Source organism: Phyllobacterium sp. NPDC097923 (assembly GCF_044760925.1).
GTDB classification, from domain to species: domain Bacteria; phylum Pseudomonadota; class Alphaproteobacteria; order Rhizobiales; family Rhizobiaceae; genus Phyllobacterium; species Phyllobacterium calauticae.
In genome coordinates this window covers 1,592,177-1,606,932 of record NZ_JBIWBL010000001.1, presented here as the reverse complement: position 1 = coordinate 1,606,932, position 14,756 = coordinate 1,592,177, and the positions used below count along the sequence as shown (strand labels likewise).

Genomic DNA, 14,756 nt, shown 5'->3' with positions numbered 1-14,756 from the left:
CTTTGCACCGGTATGCCGGGGCATCATATCCGACCTGATAATATGCTATGATTCCATGATCCTGGACCTGTCAGGTGAATATAGCGGATTGGACAGCCACATTTGGTGCAATGATGATGAAATCAATCCCGATCAGGACGTTTCTCTTTCAATGGATTGCGATTGAAATTGTGATCCTGATTGTCGTTGCTGCGATATCCCTGACCAATCTGCGGAACGATTTTGCCGAAGACCGGTCGCGATTGGCGATAGAACTGACAAATCAATATTCGCAGAGGCGTGCAAGTGTCACGCTGCTGGAACTTGTTTTGCAATTGCCCGACGGCGACACGGAGCCCTCTTTTATCCATGTGGCCACGGGCATTATGAAAGCCTATGCTTTTTTGGATAGAATCCAACTTTATGAGATGAGACCCGGTCAGTCCGAACTGACTGAATGGATCACTGTTCCTTCCGCGACCAGCAAGCCGGGAGAAGCGGATTTGCCAGCAATCATGCGTGCCGTGGCGCTCCAGCCTGAAGGGGAAACGGTTGCCTATGCGATGCCTCACTTAGCCGAGCATGTTTTGTTTGCGACAAAAGCAATGAATGGCAGGACGCCTGCAGCCATTGTGGTGATCTATGATGTGGCAAAGGCGATTCAATCGATCGCTTTGCCGGAGGCAATAGAACTTCAGGTTCGCCTTGGGGACAGACCGGTTTATGTGCGAAACCCTCATACGCACGGACTTTTTACCGGCTACATGCCGTGGTTGACAGCAGATCTGACGCGAACTCCCCTTCGTCCAGACGATGATTCCCAGGCTCATATTCATTTCGACAAGCATGTTGCATTTGGTGACGTGTTTGATTGGCGGATGATCGTCCCCTTGTCGATTTTTGGCTTCGCCGCGCTTTACGCATTTCATTTGCTGAGGCGCCAGCGCGCGGCATTGGCAGACGCGCAAGCGGCGGAGCAGCGCGCGCTTCGGCAGATGGAATCGCTCCGGCATGAAAACCGCTTGTTCCAGGCCTCGCGCGTCAATGCTGTCGGCGAATTGGCATCAGGCATTGCCCATGAACTCGCACAGCCCCTTACCGCTTTGCTCAGCCAGAGCCAGGCGGGACTCATTCTCATGGAGAAGGGGGAAGCCGGAAAGAGGGACGGCAGCCTCAAGCAAGCGCTCGCCGCCAATGTTCGCGAGGCTCAACGTGCCGGCAAAATCCTCCACAGAATGCGCGATTACATTGTCGGGAATGATATTCAACCCATGTTGCAGGAGCTCAACCCGTTCATCGTGAACATGGTCGAGCTGCTGCGGGTGAAACTCAGGGAACAGAATATCGAGGTTTCGATGGATTTTGCCACTCCCTCGCCAAAATCGGTTGTGGGGGCCATTGAACTCGAACAGGTCATTCACAATCTTCTGCGGAATGCTGTTGACGCCTTGTCTGAGTGCAGGCATGACCGCAAGAGGATCACCATCAGGACGTTCAGTCAGGATACGGTCAATATCATCGAAATTGCTGATAACGGCCCGGGACTATCCGACGAGGTCCTGAAAAACCTGTTCCGTCCGTTCTTCACGACCAAGGAGAACGGCATGGGCCTCGGTCTTTCGCTGTGCGCGCGGTTGCTTGACCGGTCGGGTGGTACGCTTCATGCCCGCAATGACAACGGAGCGGTGTTCTGGATTGTGCTGCCTGGGGAAGGGATGACATCGCCGCTCATATCTCAAGGATCAACGGACAGTGGTCTGACACTTCCGGTTCCGTCACCACCGTGAATTCCCGAACCTCGACATTCTGGTTCACCAGCATGTAATCGGCAAACCGTCCCTGCTTGCGATAATGTGAACTGCGGGTTCCGTTGAACCTTCCGGCCGTGACCAGATCCGTCAGCCCTATTTCGGCGAGCACGGCAAAGGTCTCGCTTCCGGGTTCGACGTTGAAATCGCCGCACACGATCAGCGGGTCACCCGGCGCGGCAATCCGGGATGCCAGTTGCTTCAGCCTGCGGGCCTGCGCCAGCCGTTCGGGCGTATCCATCTTCCCGTTGACATCGCGCAGTCCGTGCATATGGGCGATGGCGACCATCCGGTCGCGCGCATAGTCGTAAACCCGGATTGCATGCGCAGACCGCGACCTCGGATGATCGCCATAGCCGTGCGGCGAAAACCCCTTGTGCACGAAGTCCTGCGTCTGCGCCGTAACCGGCAGGGAGTTGCGCACAAACGTCGCGAGCCCCCACTGCGATGGCACCGGCTGATCGCCGTTCCACAGTACGCCTTGCGCTGCCGGACAGAATATGGCCGTATGGTTGGCAAGTGCGGCCGCAACATCGCGGAAAAAATTCGCGCGCTGGGGCAGGACATGATCCCCGTCGCGATACAAGAGCCAATCTTCGCTGGTCTCGGGACTGTGGACCACCTCCTGCAGGCATAGAATATCCGGCTGATCCGTTTGGAGATAGGATATCAACGGTTCGTGCAGCTTGCCGCCCCAGCCATTGAGGCTCATGATTCGCATGCGCTGCATCTCCAGAGGACTCATTTGAAGCGGGGACAGGTTAGGATACTGCTCCCAATAAGCAAACCTTGGCCGGGAGCCGACCCACTGGAAAAACAATCAGCGCCATCGGCAAACGGGAATCTCAAAATATTAAACTTCTGATGGTTGATAAAACCCGGATTCGGATGCTTCCGTCTTTGACGTTTCCGTTGTTGTTGAAAAGGCCAATCATGCATACGCGCGCCATCATTGCCACTGATCTTGATTTGATATGCCAGCACCGGGAGAGGATGTTTCTTGAGGCTGGCCGGGCTCAGGATGTTTTGACACTCATGGCGGCACCCTTCCGGCAATGGCTTGCGGTACGTTTGACCGCCGGGTCCTATTTCGGTTTCGTCGCCGAGGAAGATGGTTGCCCGGTTGGTGCCGTGGGGCTGATGGAAATCGATTGGCCTCCGCACCCCGCCCATCCGATGGACTCCCGACGCGGCTATGTCCTCAATGTCTTCGTGGAGCCTGAATACCGGGGCCGGGGAATTGCTCGCCGATTGATGAAAGAAGCGGAGAGCGCGTTTCTGGCGCGGGGGATCACCTATGCCATCCTGCATGCGACGGTTGCAGGACGGCCGATTTACGAAGAGGATGGCTGGATGCCAACCACTGAAATGGCCAAGGCTTTGTCGGCAACGGGTGCCAATTAACGCTGAAACCCGGGAACAGGCTGGGCTTGCGGAAACGGCCTGAATGTCAGGGCGATCAGGAATGCGCCGATACCGATAGCCCAGGCTCCGATGTAGAGCCATTCGTAGCTGGCGAATGTGTCATAGATCAAACCGCCGGCCAACGGACCCGTTGCCATGCCCAAGCTGGCGGCCATGGCCGTTCCGCCGATGATGGTCCCCATCATGCGCATCGGGAAATTCTCGCGCGCCAGTACGGCATAGAGCGGCATGACACCGGCATAGATGAAGCCGAATAGTGCGGCCACCGCATAAAACCCGGCAAGTTCCCGCACGAAGACATAGGCCAGCGCCCCGAACGCCTGGAGCAGCAACCCGCCGACCAGCACGCGCTTAGCGCCCAAGCGATCACCGAGGACACCGAAGACAACCCGGCCGCCAAGTCCCGCCAGCCCTTCCAGGCTGTAGATCGTAACCGCTGCGATCAACGGGATTCCGCAGCTGACCGCGTAACTCACCGTGTGGAAAATGGGGCCGGAGTGGGTGGCGCAGCAAAAGAAATTGGTCAGCAGCAGGATGATGAACTGAGGAGACCGGATGGCTTGCCCGATCGACATGGATGATTGCGGCTCTGCGTCCTGCAGCGCCATGGTATTTCCCATGTCGGCGGCCGGCGGGCGGCGCACCAGGAGGGCGGCGGGAATCATCACGGCAGCAGCAACCGCAGCGATGATCAGCATGGATGTCCGCCAGCCATGGATCGAAACAAGCCATGCCGCCAGCGGCGACATGGTCATCGGCGCCATGCCCATACCCGCCGAAACAAGAGACACGGCAAGGCTGCGCTGGGTATCGAACCAGCCGGTGACGCATGCCATCATTGGCGCGAAGATCGCGGCAGTCGCGGCGCCGACAAACAGGCCGAAGACCAGTTGAAATTCGACAAGCGACGTGGCCCGGCTGGCCAGCGCCAGACTTGCGGTCAGCAGCACCGATCCCGTCAGCACCACGGGACGCGCGCCGAAGCGGTCAGACAGGTTCCCCCACAGCATGCTAGCCGATGCCATGGCGATGAACCCGATCGTCATGGCGCCGGACACGCCGGTGACGGACCAGCCCGTGTCCCGGGCAATGGGCTGGAGGAAAACCGGGAGGGAAAACATGGCGCCGATGGCCATGCAGCCCAGCAAGCCGCCGGCTGCAACGATTACCCAGCGATACGAAGCATTGCTCATTGCTCTCTCCATTTTACTGGCTGTTGCCGAAAGCCCTTGCCATGCGGGCTGTGCAAACCGTTGTTCACCCCGCCGTGTTATCGGGGCCGCGCGACAACGCGCACTTTACCGCTTTTGCCGCCGCCACAGAAAAACTGATCGCCGCCGTCGGACTCGAGCCCGGACACGCCGGTGCCTGCGGGCATGTCGAGAATGGTCAGGACATTGCCGGTCGCGGGATCGATGCGCCTGACATCACTTTGATCCTGTTCCCAGGTGCCGTGCCAGAGTTCGCCGTCAACCCAGGTCACCCCGGTGACCATGCGCTTGGACTCGATGGTGCGCAGAATAGCGCCTGTCTGCGGATCGATCTGGCGGATTTTCCGGCCCTGGTGCTGCCCGACCCAAAGCGTCCCTTCTGCCCATGCAAGCCCTGAATCGCCGCCGCCGCCGGGCGCCGGGATTGTCGAGAGCACGCGGCCTGTCTCCGGGTCGACCTTCTGGATGCGATCTTCGGCAATCTGGAAGAGATATTGGCCATCGAAAGCGGTTCCGGCGTGCGCGGCGATGTCCAAGGAGCGCAAGACGGTCCCGCTCGCCGGATCAAGGGCATTCAGCCGTTCTCCCGATGCAAACCAGACATTCCGGCCATCGAAGGTAACCCCGGCCACCTGGTCAGTGCCGGGAAACGGGCCATATTCGCGGAGAATTTTTGCCGATTGTTTCATGATTTCATCCTCGTCACCTGACTGCTGAATATTTCCTCCTGACCCTAATCACTTGGCAGGAGATCGGGGAGTAACAAGATTGTCGGGAAACCCGGCACGGGCGGACTGATCCAGCGGCGGGCGCGTCCGCGACCGAACGATTGCACCTTGTCCGCTTCCGCAAGTAGCAGAAGGGCACGTTGGACGGTCCGGGAACTGGCCCCCAGGGCAATGGCCAGAGCGGAGCTTGACCATGACTCGCCATCGGCAAGAAAGGCGAGAACCGCGCCATGCGCTTCCTCCATGGGCGGCGCAAGGACAACGATGCCGCTGGCGTCGAGCGGTGTCATGCAAAAGCCCCGCGCTGTTGCGGACACATCTGCCAACATGCGCAATTCCTCGCGCAACCGACCGACTTCGACCCGCAGACGGGCGCGATGCGATTCATCGGCATGCTTTGCCCCGAATGCACGGGCGAGGAGCGCGGCTCTTGGCACGTCGCCAGGCGCGGCTTCGGCCAACGCGCGGGCCAGCGCGAACAAAACCGGGCGCGTGGCAAGCGATATCACCCGGTCCCCGACCCGAACGACATGCCGGCACGCGTCGACGACCAGCACTCCGGATGCGAGCAGCGTTTCGATCTGCTCCAGCAAGAGGGGACGTTCCTCGCCGCGCTGGATCAGACGGGCGGCAGGTGTTTTGAGGATATGGGAGGCTTGCTCAACCTCCGCGATAAGGGCGGGGATCTTTGCTTCAGCCGCGGCATTCTCGGCCCGCCGGAGTGCCTCGCGCGCTGCAGACGTGTTGAGGCGCCGGATGGCAATTCCGGCAGCCACCAGGGCGAGCGCCGCTCTCGACGTTGCCGGCAGCGGCGCGGGATCAAGCTTGGCGAGGGCGCGCTCGGCCGCGTCCACATGACCGACCAGAAGCAGCCGCCGAATATCCACGGTCCGTGCATGGGCGGCATTGACGTGATCGCCATGGGCTTCGAGTGTTGCCCGCGCCATGTCCAGTGCCTTTACGCGCCACCCCAGATCGCGCGAGACGAGGGCAATTTCCGCTTCGGCAACGATGCACCGCGCGCGGGCTTTTTCCTCCTTTGCGCCGAATGCCCGCGCCGCGCTCTGCAGCAAGGTCCTGGCGCGCGGGAATTCGCCAAGTTGCGCCATGGCGATGCCGCGCAGTGCAAGAGCGGGTGCGTCGTCACGCAGCGCCACCCGTTTCAATGCGCCGAGAGTATCACCTGTCGCAAGGGCGTGCGCTGCGGCGTTGATCAGCGAGTCCATCGGATGGCCGTCACACTTGTTACTCCGATCGTTCGATCAGCGAGTCGTAGTCCATCTCACGGACAATAACCAGTATTGCAACTTTGATCGGCGAATTAGGGGGCTTTGCGAAATCCTGCGCTTCTTTGCGCAGCATTTGAACAGGAGGGCGGGTGAGGCTCGGTTGGGGCATTGACGGGGGAAGAATATCACCGAGCCTCCCATTGCCTCATGGAGAGTAGCAACGAGGATATCATGAGCACCGGAGTTGGGCTTTTTCATGAAACGCCAGCGCTTGCGCACGCGGGCTAGATCGCTTGTACAAACACAATGCGAAGCATTCATTTGTTCAGATGATATTAATCTGCAGGTAGCATCTTTGTGCCGGCGTTAAGCTGGGAATGACGTCGTTTGCGGGCAGGGGGCTCTGTGGATCAGGAAGGCGAGAATACAAAAATAGATTACCAACCCTATGTGATGTCGGTTTGGCCGGTTCTATTTGCATTCGTGGCGGTTTCGATGATGGTGCTGTTTCTCGGCAGAATGGGGGCCGATTTCAGAAATGCCGGCGATCACAATCTCACCCCCCAGACGCATACCGGTGACAACACCGACAGCCGGTGACACAATCCGGCTGTTCGATGATGAAAACCGGCGCAGCCGGCTTGCGGTCTTCCGCGTTGAATGGAGCTGCCTGACTTAGCCTGTTGTATCGCTCACGCATTTCTTGACGAAACTGTTTTTTGCGGCGCCGGCAAGCTTCTTGGCGGCGGCCTGCGTATCGCAGGTTGTTGCCGCATCTGCCGCGCATTTCTTCGTGAAATTGGTCAAAGCAGCGCCGGAAAGCTTTTTGGCCTCGGCCTGGCTTTTACAGGTGCCGTCCGCCACGGCCGGACTTGCTGCCAACACCAGAAGTGCGATCGCTATAAGTGCACGCATATTCATCTCTCCATTGCTGTTCCAGGAATAATAGGTTTGCCCCAATGGGATGTTACGTCAAATGCAACTGAATGACCTTCGTGTGTCTTTCTGAGACAACCGAACAGCCATTCAGCTTCGTTTCCGGTCTTTACCCGCGAGTATCTTGAGGAAGCGGTGAATTGTGCGCCGATTCGGCCGTTCGCTCAGCCTGCTGAAGCGCCGATGCAGAAACTCATCGATTTCCCGCACGGAGACACTGGCAAGATCCGTCCCGTAGCGGGCCTTCAATGCTTCTTCGATCATGTCCAGGTCCCTCGTGGTCGGATTGTAACCGGAGGTACTTATGGCAAGAGGAAGCGATTGGTGAATGAGGTATCTTGCAAGTTTATTGAGTTCTGGATCACGGTCCAATTTACTCATTTTTTCTCCCCCGTGCTCTTCGGCACTATGGGGGAGAGAATACGCTTCGACAGCCCCGCAAGCAACAACGCTGAACCAAAATATTCGTTAAATAAATACGTCGAATTTTTACTTCATATCGCGGTTATTACTAACAGGCGGCAACGGAGAAGACGTAACCGTGATAGTCATTGTCGATAAGCAGATTCAGCTTGATCTGGGGGTTTCTCGCCAGCCACTCCCTGCATGCTCTTTGCTGGCCGAATTCCGGGAGATTCCTGAAACAACGCCAATCATCGAACAGCATGACAGACCCGACCGTCAAACGGGAGGTGAGGTAATCCAGCACAGGCACTGTGGACTCGTAGAGATCACAATCAATCCACGCGAACGCAACGGTCTGGATAGGCGAAGACTGTGCATGTCCTGGTTGCAGCGTCTGATCGTACCAGCCCTTGATGGTCGTAACGCGCGCCAGATCAACATTGCGCAGCTTGAGATTTTCCTTGAACTGCGTCTCGTTGCACGAGAACTGGCCTTCGAAGAAGCCGCCGCTATAGCCGCCGGACTCGTCTATCCCCTTCTTTGGTTGCGGCAAGCCCTCGAACGAATCCAGGGCGACAAAGCGCATCTCCGGATTTTCCCGCCCTATCACGTTGCACGCATAGGCAAAGGTCTCGCCTTGATAGACGCCAAATTCGAGATAATCTCCCTTGATTTGCGCGCCCCTGAAGTAATCGGTGACCTTGTCGATGACGTCCCATCTGAACCTGTTCGGTGCAAGGAGACGCGTTTGCAGATGCTCGACCTGTTGGGCAAGAGCGACATTCGTTTGCTCATACCGATCCAGCCGGTCCTGCAGTTCGGCGATCACCTGGTCTAGTCCGTAGCTTCGTTCCTGTTGCGGCAAACTGGTCATGCGTGGTTCCACTTTATAACTGGGAGATTCGATAGCGGGCAGGCAAGTGTAACAGTCGTACCATTGCCTTTTGATGATTGAATCGCAAGAGAGCCACCCATTGTCTGAATAAGACGCGCACAACCTGTCAAGCCCAGTCCGCTATGGCCGCGCGACTCGCCCTTCGTCGAGAAGAACGGTGTCGTGGCCTTCTTGATCTGTTCCCGGGACATGCCGACGCCGGAATCCTCGATGGCGACGATCAGGTCTTTTCCAATCGGCCAGCGTCTGGCGATATTCACCTTGATCACAATGTGCGGGTGCGGCTCATCCTCGACGGCGTCCTTGGCGTTGCGCAAAAGCTCGTGAAGCATGAGATGGAATTGCCCCTGCGGTACAAGCAACTGCATTGCTTTCACATCGGCGCGCACAATGGGAATGGTCGATCCATCGGGACGCGTGATCTGATCAAGGATCGTTCCCAGCGTCACGATCGGCGTATTGTCCTGATCAAATTTGGGATAGGCGATCCGGGCCAGCCAATCGGTGACAACCGACAGATCAGTGATCCGCTTGCGGGCCATGTCGAGCAGTTTTGGATCGGGGTTTTCCTCGGGCGAAAGCGTCTCGTGCATCCACATGGACAGTCCGTTGATTCGCGTGAAGGTCATGTGGGAAAAGAGCAGCGCGAACTGACGGACCTGATTGTTGTAGAGTGCCTTGCTTCTATAGGCGACCATGGCGAACAGAACGACCATGATCGCGGTTGCAAACACGAAGGCGTACAGGAAATTGTCGTAGAGCGCTTTTTGCTCGAGATCGGCGGTGCGTTTCTGGGTGTTTCCGAGGTTGCCCGTCGTCGTCAAGACAATGGCCGGCCAGAAGTCTTCAAACCTGGCCACAATCAGACTGTAGTCTGGATCGGCCAGCGCAAGCTGCGGCATCAGCTCGTTGTTTATGTAATCGAGCAGTGTCTTGATCAGATCGATATCCACTTTGGGCATGATCTTCTCGGTATAGGGCAAAGCGATCAGCGTCTTGGCATTGATGGCGAGATAGGTGCTTTCAGACAGGATTTTGGCGCGATACTCCTGGGATTTGGTGAGCGCAGCCAGCCGGGCCCATCCCATGATGCTGACCATTTTTTCGCGCGCTTGGGTCGATCGCCACTGAACCTCGTTGACTTCCCCGATGATGTCATAGGCCTGACTGCGATACTTGTCCGTTTGCAGAAATGAGGCCAGGCCGATCAGCACAAAGAGACCAAAGGAAATGGCAAGGATGTACGTACCGTTTGCGCGGAGTATCTGTCTCACCTATCCACCACGTGTCTGAAATCAATCCCATTCATCGTTTAAGCGTCACGCGGCTTGATGCGCGATCAAAAATTATTGCTCAAATTGCAGCTCGGTGAGAAACCAGATCCATCTTGAGTGATCTCCCGGGTCATAGGCCTTGGGCATGCTGTCAAAAGGCCAGACAATGTAGAATGGCCCAAAATCGTCGGCCTCAAGCGGGCGGAATTCGCCCTCATGGCATTTTCCTGCCTTGGCTTCGACGTCATTGCAGGCGATCTGTGAGGCAACGATCGGATTGTAACGTTTGATTTCGTCCATATCGATTCTGGCGGAATAATCATTGGGCGCTATGCCCTTTATGACCTTCGCATTGGCCAATCCGTTCTTCGCCAATATCTCGATCAGCGAAAAACCGCGATAGGTGCGCTGTACGTCGTTGGTCCAAGGCGTCTTGGTTTGAATCTCCCGATAGGAAAATGATTTTGCCAGATCGTCCTCTTTGTAGGAGGCGATGGGTTTTCCGTTTTGGCGTTCGATCTGGAGAACATGCGGGTCGACTATGCCGGCGGAAGCGGCGGGAACCGCGCATAAGAGCACAAGGCCCAAGAAGCAGGCACGCCAACCGTTGTGTATTTCCACGGCCTTTTCCTCAATCGGTTGCAGGATCATCATTGTCGGCAGTGATTTTGCGGCCATGCGCCAGGACTTTGCTTCGCGCCCGTTTGTATTTCTGCTCGGCCATCTCGGCACTTTTCATCTTAAAATGCTTTGCCATAAGCACAAACAGTTCATTGCGTTTCATGCCCTTCGGGCGGTCTTCCACCCATTGGAGGCATTCTTCCTCCGACAATGAGAGGAACGGATAATAATAGCCCGGAAAAGCATCGCTGATCGTCTCGCTCCCCCGATGCACGACAAATTCAGAACGGGTCATGAGTTCAAGAATGCTGGCGAGGGTGGGAGCATTGAGGCGATTTTTGCCCAGATATCCCTTCGCGCCGAGGTTTCTGCATGTTTCAGCCTCATCGGTCGAATACCGGCCGGTGATGACCAGATGAACGGCTGCGGGAGTGGAATTGATGATGGACTCGATGATTTTCAGGCGCACATCGCGGGATTCCATCTCGCTTCCATAGTCTGGAAGCCCCGGATCGATGATGATCAGGTCAAATTCATCCGCCTCGATAGCCATCTGCGCCGCATGGAAGGTCTCGGCGGTCGCCACCTGCTGGCCAGATGTCTTGAAGTGCCGCTTCAGCGAATCCGCATAAAAATAATCATCCTCGATGATCAGAACTTTGGAAATTTTTACATTCGCGTGGTCCATGCGTGGGGTTTTAACAGGCTCGTCTCGCGAAAAATAGGTATCATCGCGGCACCTACTGCATGCGGACAATTCACGCATGATAACAGGCAAGAATGCGTAAGGTGCCATGGGTATGCATTGGTTTTTCCTAAGACAATGGCGCCACTGCAACGATCCACCAATAGTGAAACTCGTTCTGCTTGCTATCGTTCCACGTGCACCACCGGTCGTTTTCCTGTTCAAACTCACCGTGATCATAGCGCTCGATCAGCGAGCTGATAGTAAGCTTGCAATCTTCAATTGTTTCAAATTGTAGGGGAAGGGGTTCGTCCCATAAAACATCACCAAGCGTGTTTCGCACACCGTGCTTGATTATATACATACTTGAAGACCCCCGAAATTCTTTGAGATATACTTAGTTGTATGAAGCCGGAATACAACCGGGCCGCGAAAAGAAAGCACCGCGCAGTTGTTTCGCTGCTGCATATCGCGTTCGGCGTGTCCGGCATGCTCTGAAGGTCCATCGCCAGCGAGGCTGGACGCCTTGATTGGAACTTTCATCGGCAATCCGAGTTGAAGAACGCTGGCGAAACCCCGTTGGCAGGGCTCGGCCTGGAGGACGTGTGCAGCTTCCGACAAGCCGGGCCCACAGGAGGATGCAAGGAGAATGATCGACGATTTTGATGACGATGACGAAGAGGTCTGGCCAAGCCACAGCTCGAATGTCTGGTATATCGCCATATTCGTCGGGGGCGTGGCCGCCGCAGCGCTTCTGACCTATATCTTCGGCGGCTGGCTCTAACGACGCCTGCGCCGAACGCGCTTCACGTCTCCGCATCACACCTTTCCTTTGCGGATGGGGCGCCCGTTAACCAAAGTTAGCCATGACAGGCAATGTCTCCCTGTTCTGTTAAGGTGCTGTCAACCTATCGGTGCGAGTTATAATTCTGGTGCAATACTCCATGATGGGTTCTGGGGCTGCACCGGGTTCTGTTCGGTATCGTTGCGTAAAATGTGTGGGGACGGCATCCAGCCGGTAGTTTGCATTGTCAAAAGCCAAAGCTTTTCGAATTGCGGGAGTTGTTGCGATGGGCGCCCTGATGGCAGCCTGCGCGTCACCCACGGCAAAGGTTGCTAAACGAAGCCACGGCAAGGAATATTTCGCTGAATCGGAGTATGGCGTCAAAGCCAGCCCGCGCGTCGTCACGGATTTTCGCAACATGCCGCGCGGCGGCGGGCGCAACCAGATCGGCAGGCCCTATCAGGTTCGCGGCAAGTGGTATTATCCCAGGGAAGAGCTGGGCTACAAGCGTCAGGGGCGGGCATCCTGGTACGGCTCGGCCTTTCATGGCCGCCTCACTGCCAATGGCGAAGTGTACGACATGAACCACCTGTCGGCGGCGCACCCGACCATGCCGCTGCCGAGCTATGCGCGCGTGACCAATCTTGCCAATGGCAGTTCCGTGATCGTGCGCGTCAACGACCGCGGACCGTATCACAGCGATCGCGTGATCGATCTGTCGCAAAAGGCTGCGACGATGCTCGATTACCAGCACACGGGTACGGCCGACGTGAAGGTCGAGTATGTCGGCCGCGCGCCGCTCGAAGGGCGCGATGACGGCTTTTTGCTCGCGTCGTATCGTGCGCCCGGTACGCGTGATCGTCTGATGCAGCCGGATTCAGGCACCATGATTGCCATGAATGGGCCGACACCCACCCAGCGCAATGCCCTTTCCATTCCCGGTATGCGGCAGCCGAAGGTGCAGGGCGTTCAGGTTGCGAGCCTGAATGTGGCGCCGGTATCGTTCAATGATCAGGCGGTCAGTCTTGGCGCGCCCGCGCAGCCGCAGATGAATGCCGCCATGGGTGCAATGCCGTTCGGCTATGATATACAGCCGGTTCTGCCGCTCGTTGGTCCCTATATCGACGACAAGCCGGCGATCCTGCTCGGATCGCTGAAGGGCGGCCCACGGCGCGCATCGCCATTCGTCAGTTCCTACGCCAGCGAGCGTGTGGCAAGTGCCAATGCCACGGCGGTGGCGATGAACAGTCTGATATCGCCGAAGGCCATTTCCGACGCGTGGAAGAATGAAAACAAGCTGCGTGAATCCGCAGCGGCACCGGCGGGTGAATATGTCGATGTCGGCCTTTTTGCCGACAGGTCCGAAGCGGGCCGTGTCATGAGCGCTCTCGCGCCATTGGGCAAGGTCGATCTGTCCGAGGTCAACAGCCCGGATGGCCCGCGCATCGCTCTGATTGCACGGACCAGCGCGGGAAAGAATACCGATGCCTTGCTGCAGGCTGCCTGGAAAGCGGGAGCAGGTGATGCGTTTGTCGTACGCGATGACGGAAACTGATTTCCCACTTCAAAGAACATTGCCGTTACAGCCATTCCGTAAGCTTGCCGCCAGTCTTGCCGCCAGTCTTGCCGTCGTGCTGCTTGCCGCGTCGCCGGTCCACGCGCAGGAAGCATTGTTCGATACCAAGGCCAAGCAGGCGCTGATGCTTGAAGACCAGACAGGCACCATTCTCTACGCCAAAACACCCGATACGCTGATCGAACCAGCCGCGCTGGCCAAGCTGATGACCATGGAACTGGTCTTTCATGCGCTCAAGACCGGCCAGATCAAGATCGACACCCAGTATACCGTCAGCGAAAATGCCTGGCGCAGGGGCGGGGCGCCGTCCGGCGGCTCGACCATGTTTGCCAAGCTCAAGTCGTCGATCAGCGTCGGCGACCTCATCCAGGGCGTTATCGTGCAGTCAGCCAATGACGGTTGCATCATCCTGGCCGAGGGCATTGCCGGGTCGGAACAAAAATTCGCCGAGATGATGAACGCACGGGCGAAGGAAATCGGCCTGAAGAATTCGACGTTCCGCAATTCGACCGGCTTGCCCGATCCGGAGCAAAAGGTGTCGCTGACGGACCTTGTCACGCTGGCTCGCTACATCAAGCACGAATATCCGGAATATTATCGCACCTATGCGCAGGAGAGCTTCACCTGGAACAATATTTTCCAGCGCAACCGCAATCCCTTGCTGAAGCTGGATATCGGCGCTGACGGCATGGGAACCGGCTATACCGAACAATCCGGCTATGGTCTTGTCGGTTCGGCCGAACATAATGGGCGCCGTTACATCGCCGCCCTGAGCGGTCTGGCGACGGACAAGGAGCGGGCGGAAGAAGCCAAGAAAATCTTTGAATGGGCCTACAGCGCCTTCGAGGAAGTCAATATCTTTGCCGAAGGCGAGACCATCGCGGAAGCCAGCGTGTTTGGCGGTGTCAAATCCAGCGTCCCGCTCAAGGCACACGAAAAGATCAGCCTTCTCGTCCCGACGGCCAACAAGGATCGCCTCAAGGCCCATGTCGTGTATAAGGGCCCGTTGCTGGCTCCGGTCAAGGCGGACGAGCAGGTCGGCGTGCTGCGGATCTGGATCGGCGATGCGCTGGCGCAGGAAACGCCGGTTTACACGGGCGAAGCCGTTGAACCCGGTGATCTGCAGAAGCGCACGCTCGATGCGGTCCTGGAACTCACCACCGGCTGGACGCGCCGCCTGAAGCTTTAGGATTTTCCCGG

The 14,756-nt window shown here is 57.3% G+C and carries 16 protein-coding genes; 6 read left to right on the top strand and 10 right to left on the bottom strand.

Translation table 11 applies throughout. The features are described 5' to 3' along the window. Positions 1 to 113 precede the first annotated feature (113 nt). Positions 114 to 1,766, top strand: a complete 1,653-nt coding sequence (locus ACIQWS_RS08115; protein ID WP_403174434.1) for a sensor histidine kinase — start codon at positions 114 to 116, stop codon at positions 1,764 to 1,766. Here the strand turns inward: ACIQWS_RS08115 and ACIQWS_RS08110 are convergent. Then, the gene (locus ACIQWS_RS08110) at positions 1,708 to 2,508 is read right to left on the bottom strand and encodes an endonuclease/exonuclease/phosphatase family protein (RefSeq protein WP_403174429.1); all 801 of its coding nucleotides are present in this window, start codon (positions 2,506 to 2,508) and stop codon (positions 1,708 to 1,710) included. The two genes, ACIQWS_RS08115 and ACIQWS_RS08110, sit on opposite strands and share 59 nt — an antisense overlap. A gap of 68 nt (positions 2,509 to 2,576) precedes the next feature. Between ACIQWS_RS08110 and ACIQWS_RS08105 the strand changes: the two genes are divergently transcribed. Beyond that, positions 2,577 to 3,191, top strand: coding sequence for a GNAT family N-acetyltransferase (locus ACIQWS_RS08105; protein ID WP_403174423.1), 615 nt, complete (start codon positions 2,577 to 2,579; stop codon positions 3,189 to 3,191). On the opposite strand, the gene ACIQWS_RS08100 is transcribed toward ACIQWS_RS08105, so the two are convergent. The 3 genes from ACIQWS_RS08100 to ACIQWS_RS08090 all read right to left on the bottom strand — a co-directional run bounded on the left by ACIQWS_RS08100 (position 3,188) and on the right by ACIQWS_RS08090 (position 6,377). Next, complete coding sequence (locus ACIQWS_RS08100) at positions 3,188 to 4,405, bottom strand: MFS transporter (protein WP_346306365.1); 1,218 nt, start codon at positions 4,403 to 4,405, stop codon at positions 3,188 to 3,190. The two genes, ACIQWS_RS08105 and ACIQWS_RS08100, sit on opposite strands and share 4 nt — an antisense overlap. A 77-nt stretch (positions 4,406 to 4,482) precedes the next feature. Continuing rightward, complete coding sequence (locus ACIQWS_RS08095) at positions 4,483 to 5,112, bottom strand: DUF6923 family protein (protein WP_403174411.1); 630 nt, start codon at positions 5,110 to 5,112, stop codon at positions 4,483 to 4,485. 44 nt (positions 5,113 to 5,156) lie between these two features. After that, positions 5,157 to 6,377, bottom strand: a complete 1,221-nt coding sequence (locus tag ACIQWS_RS08090; RefSeq protein ID WP_403174406.1) for a helix-turn-helix domain-containing protein — start codon at positions 6,375 to 6,377, stop codon at positions 5,157 to 5,159. Between the two features lie 408 nt (positions 6,378 to 6,785). Between ACIQWS_RS08090 and ACIQWS_RS08085 the strand changes: the two genes are divergently transcribed. Beyond that, positions 6,786 to 6,980: a hypothetical protein gene (locus ACIQWS_RS08085; protein WP_403174403.1), complete on the top strand. Its 195-nt coding sequence runs from the start codon at positions 6,786 to 6,788 to the stop codon at positions 6,978 to 6,980. Between the two features lie 75 nt (positions 6,981 to 7,055). Here ACIQWS_RS08085 and ACIQWS_RS08080 read toward each other — a convergent pair whose 3' ends face one another. From ACIQWS_RS08080 to ACIQWS_RS08055, 6 genes are all read right to left on the bottom strand, one after another. Continuing rightward, on the bottom strand, positions 7,056 to 7,340 hold the full coding sequence (locus tag ACIQWS_RS08080; protein ID WP_403174400.1) for a hypothetical protein: 285 nt from the start codon (positions 7,338 to 7,340) through the stop codon (positions 7,056 to 7,058). A 66-nt stretch (positions 7,341 to 7,406) separates the two neighbouring features. Then, the gene (locus ACIQWS_RS08075; RefSeq protein ID WP_346306360.1) at positions 7,407 to 7,697 is read right to left on the bottom strand and encodes a hypothetical protein; all 291 of its coding nucleotides are present in this window, start codon (positions 7,695 to 7,697) and stop codon (positions 7,407 to 7,409) included. Between the two features lie 130 nt (positions 7,698 to 7,827). Continuing rightward, positions 7,828 to 8,595: a TylF/MycF/NovP-related O-methyltransferase gene (locus ACIQWS_RS08070; RefSeq protein ID WP_403174395.1), complete on the bottom strand. Its 768-nt coding sequence runs from the start codon at positions 8,593 to 8,595 to the stop codon at positions 7,828 to 7,830. Continuing rightward, positions 8,592 to 9,890: a sensor histidine kinase gene (locus tag ACIQWS_RS08065; RefSeq protein ID WP_346306358.1), complete on the bottom strand. Its 1,299-nt coding sequence runs from the start codon at positions 9,888 to 9,890 to the stop codon at positions 8,592 to 8,594. Before ACIQWS_RS08065 ends, ACIQWS_RS08070 begins: the two co-directional genes overlap by 4 nt. Before the next feature lie 72 nt (positions 9,891 to 9,962). Next, on the bottom strand, positions 9,963 to 10,511 hold the full coding sequence (locus ACIQWS_RS08060) for a hypothetical protein (protein ID WP_403174386.1): 549 nt from the start codon (positions 10,509 to 10,511) through the stop codon (positions 9,963 to 9,965). A 10-nt stretch (positions 10,512 to 10,521) separates the two neighbouring features. Beyond that, positions 10,522 to 11,307 (bottom strand): response regulator, encoded by a 786-nt coding sequence (locus ACIQWS_RS08055; RefSeq protein ID WP_403174382.1) that lies wholly within the window; start codon positions 11,305 to 11,307, stop codon positions 10,522 to 10,524. A 538-nt stretch (positions 11,308 to 11,845) separates the two neighbouring features. Here ACIQWS_RS08055 and ACIQWS_RS08050 point away from each other — a divergent pair. The 3 genes from ACIQWS_RS08050 (at position 11,846) to ACIQWS_RS08040 (ending at position 14,745) form a co-directional block, all read left to right on the top strand. After that, complete coding sequence (locus ACIQWS_RS08050) at positions 11,846 to 11,980, top strand: hypothetical protein (RefSeq protein ID WP_264319122.1); 135 nt, start codon at positions 11,846 to 11,848, stop codon at positions 11,978 to 11,980. A 286-nt stretch (positions 11,981 to 12,266) separates the two neighbouring features. After that, the gene (locus ACIQWS_RS08045) at positions 12,267 to 13,535 is read left to right on the top strand and encodes a septal ring lytic transglycosylase RlpA family protein (protein ID WP_403174376.1); all 1,269 of its coding nucleotides are present in this window, start codon (positions 12,267 to 12,269) and stop codon (positions 13,533 to 13,535) included. Beyond that, the gene (locus ACIQWS_RS08040; protein ID WP_403177594.1) at positions 13,522 to 14,745 is read left to right on the top strand and encodes a D-alanyl-D-alanine carboxypeptidase family protein; all 1,224 of its coding nucleotides are present in this window, start codon (positions 13,522 to 13,524) and stop codon (positions 14,743 to 14,745) included. The genes ACIQWS_RS08045 and ACIQWS_RS08040 overlap by 14 nt, the downstream gene beginning before the upstream one ends. Positions 14,746 to 14,756: the final 11 nt, after the last annotated feature.

What these genes read in the sequence shown, in the direction of transcription:
- ACIQWS_RS08115 (WP_403174434.1), top strand. Translation starts at nt 114, where the DNA reads ATGATGAAATCAATCCCGATCAGGACGTTTCTCTTTCAATGGATTGCG.
- ACIQWS_RS08110 (WP_403174429.1), bottom strand. Translation starts at nt 2,508, where the DNA reads ATGCGAATCATGAGCCTCAATGGCTGGGGCGGCAAGCTGCACGAACCG.
- ACIQWS_RS08100 (WP_346306365.1), bottom strand. Translation starts at nt 4,405, where the DNA reads ATGAGCAATGCTTCGTATCGCTGGGTAATCGTTGCAGCCGGCGGCTTG.
- ACIQWS_RS08095 (WP_403174411.1), bottom strand. Translation starts at nt 5,112, where the DNA reads ATGAAACAATCGGCAAAAATTCTCCGCGAATATGGCCCGTTTCCCGGC.
- ACIQWS_RS08090 (WP_403174406.1), bottom strand. Translation starts at nt 6,377, where the DNA reads ATGGACTCGCTGATCAACGCCGCAGCGCACGCCCTTGCGACAGGTGAT.
- ACIQWS_RS08075 (WP_346306360.1), bottom strand. Translation starts at nt 7,697, where the DNA reads ATGAGTAAATTGGACCGTGATCCAGAACTCAATAAACTTGCAAGATAC.
- ACIQWS_RS08070 (WP_403174395.1), bottom strand. Translation starts at nt 8,595, where the DNA reads ATGACCAGTTTGCCGCAACAGGAACGAAGCTACGGACTAGACCAGGTG.
- ACIQWS_RS08055 (WP_403174382.1), bottom strand. Translation starts at nt 11,307, where the DNA reads ATGGCACCTTACGCATTCTTGCCTGTTATCATGCGTGAATTGTCCGCA.
- ACIQWS_RS08050 (WP_264319122.1), top strand. Translation starts at nt 11,846, where the DNA reads ATGATCGACGATTTTGATGACGATGACGAAGAGGTCTGGCCAAGCCAC.
- ACIQWS_RS08045 (WP_403174376.1), top strand. Translation starts at nt 12,267, where the DNA reads ATGGGCGCCCTGATGGCAGCCTGCGCGTCACCCACGGCAAAGGTTGCT.
- ACIQWS_RS08040 (WP_403177594.1), top strand. Translation starts at nt 13,522, where the DNA reads ATGACGGAAACTGATTTCCCACTTCAAAGAACATTGCCGTTACAGCCA.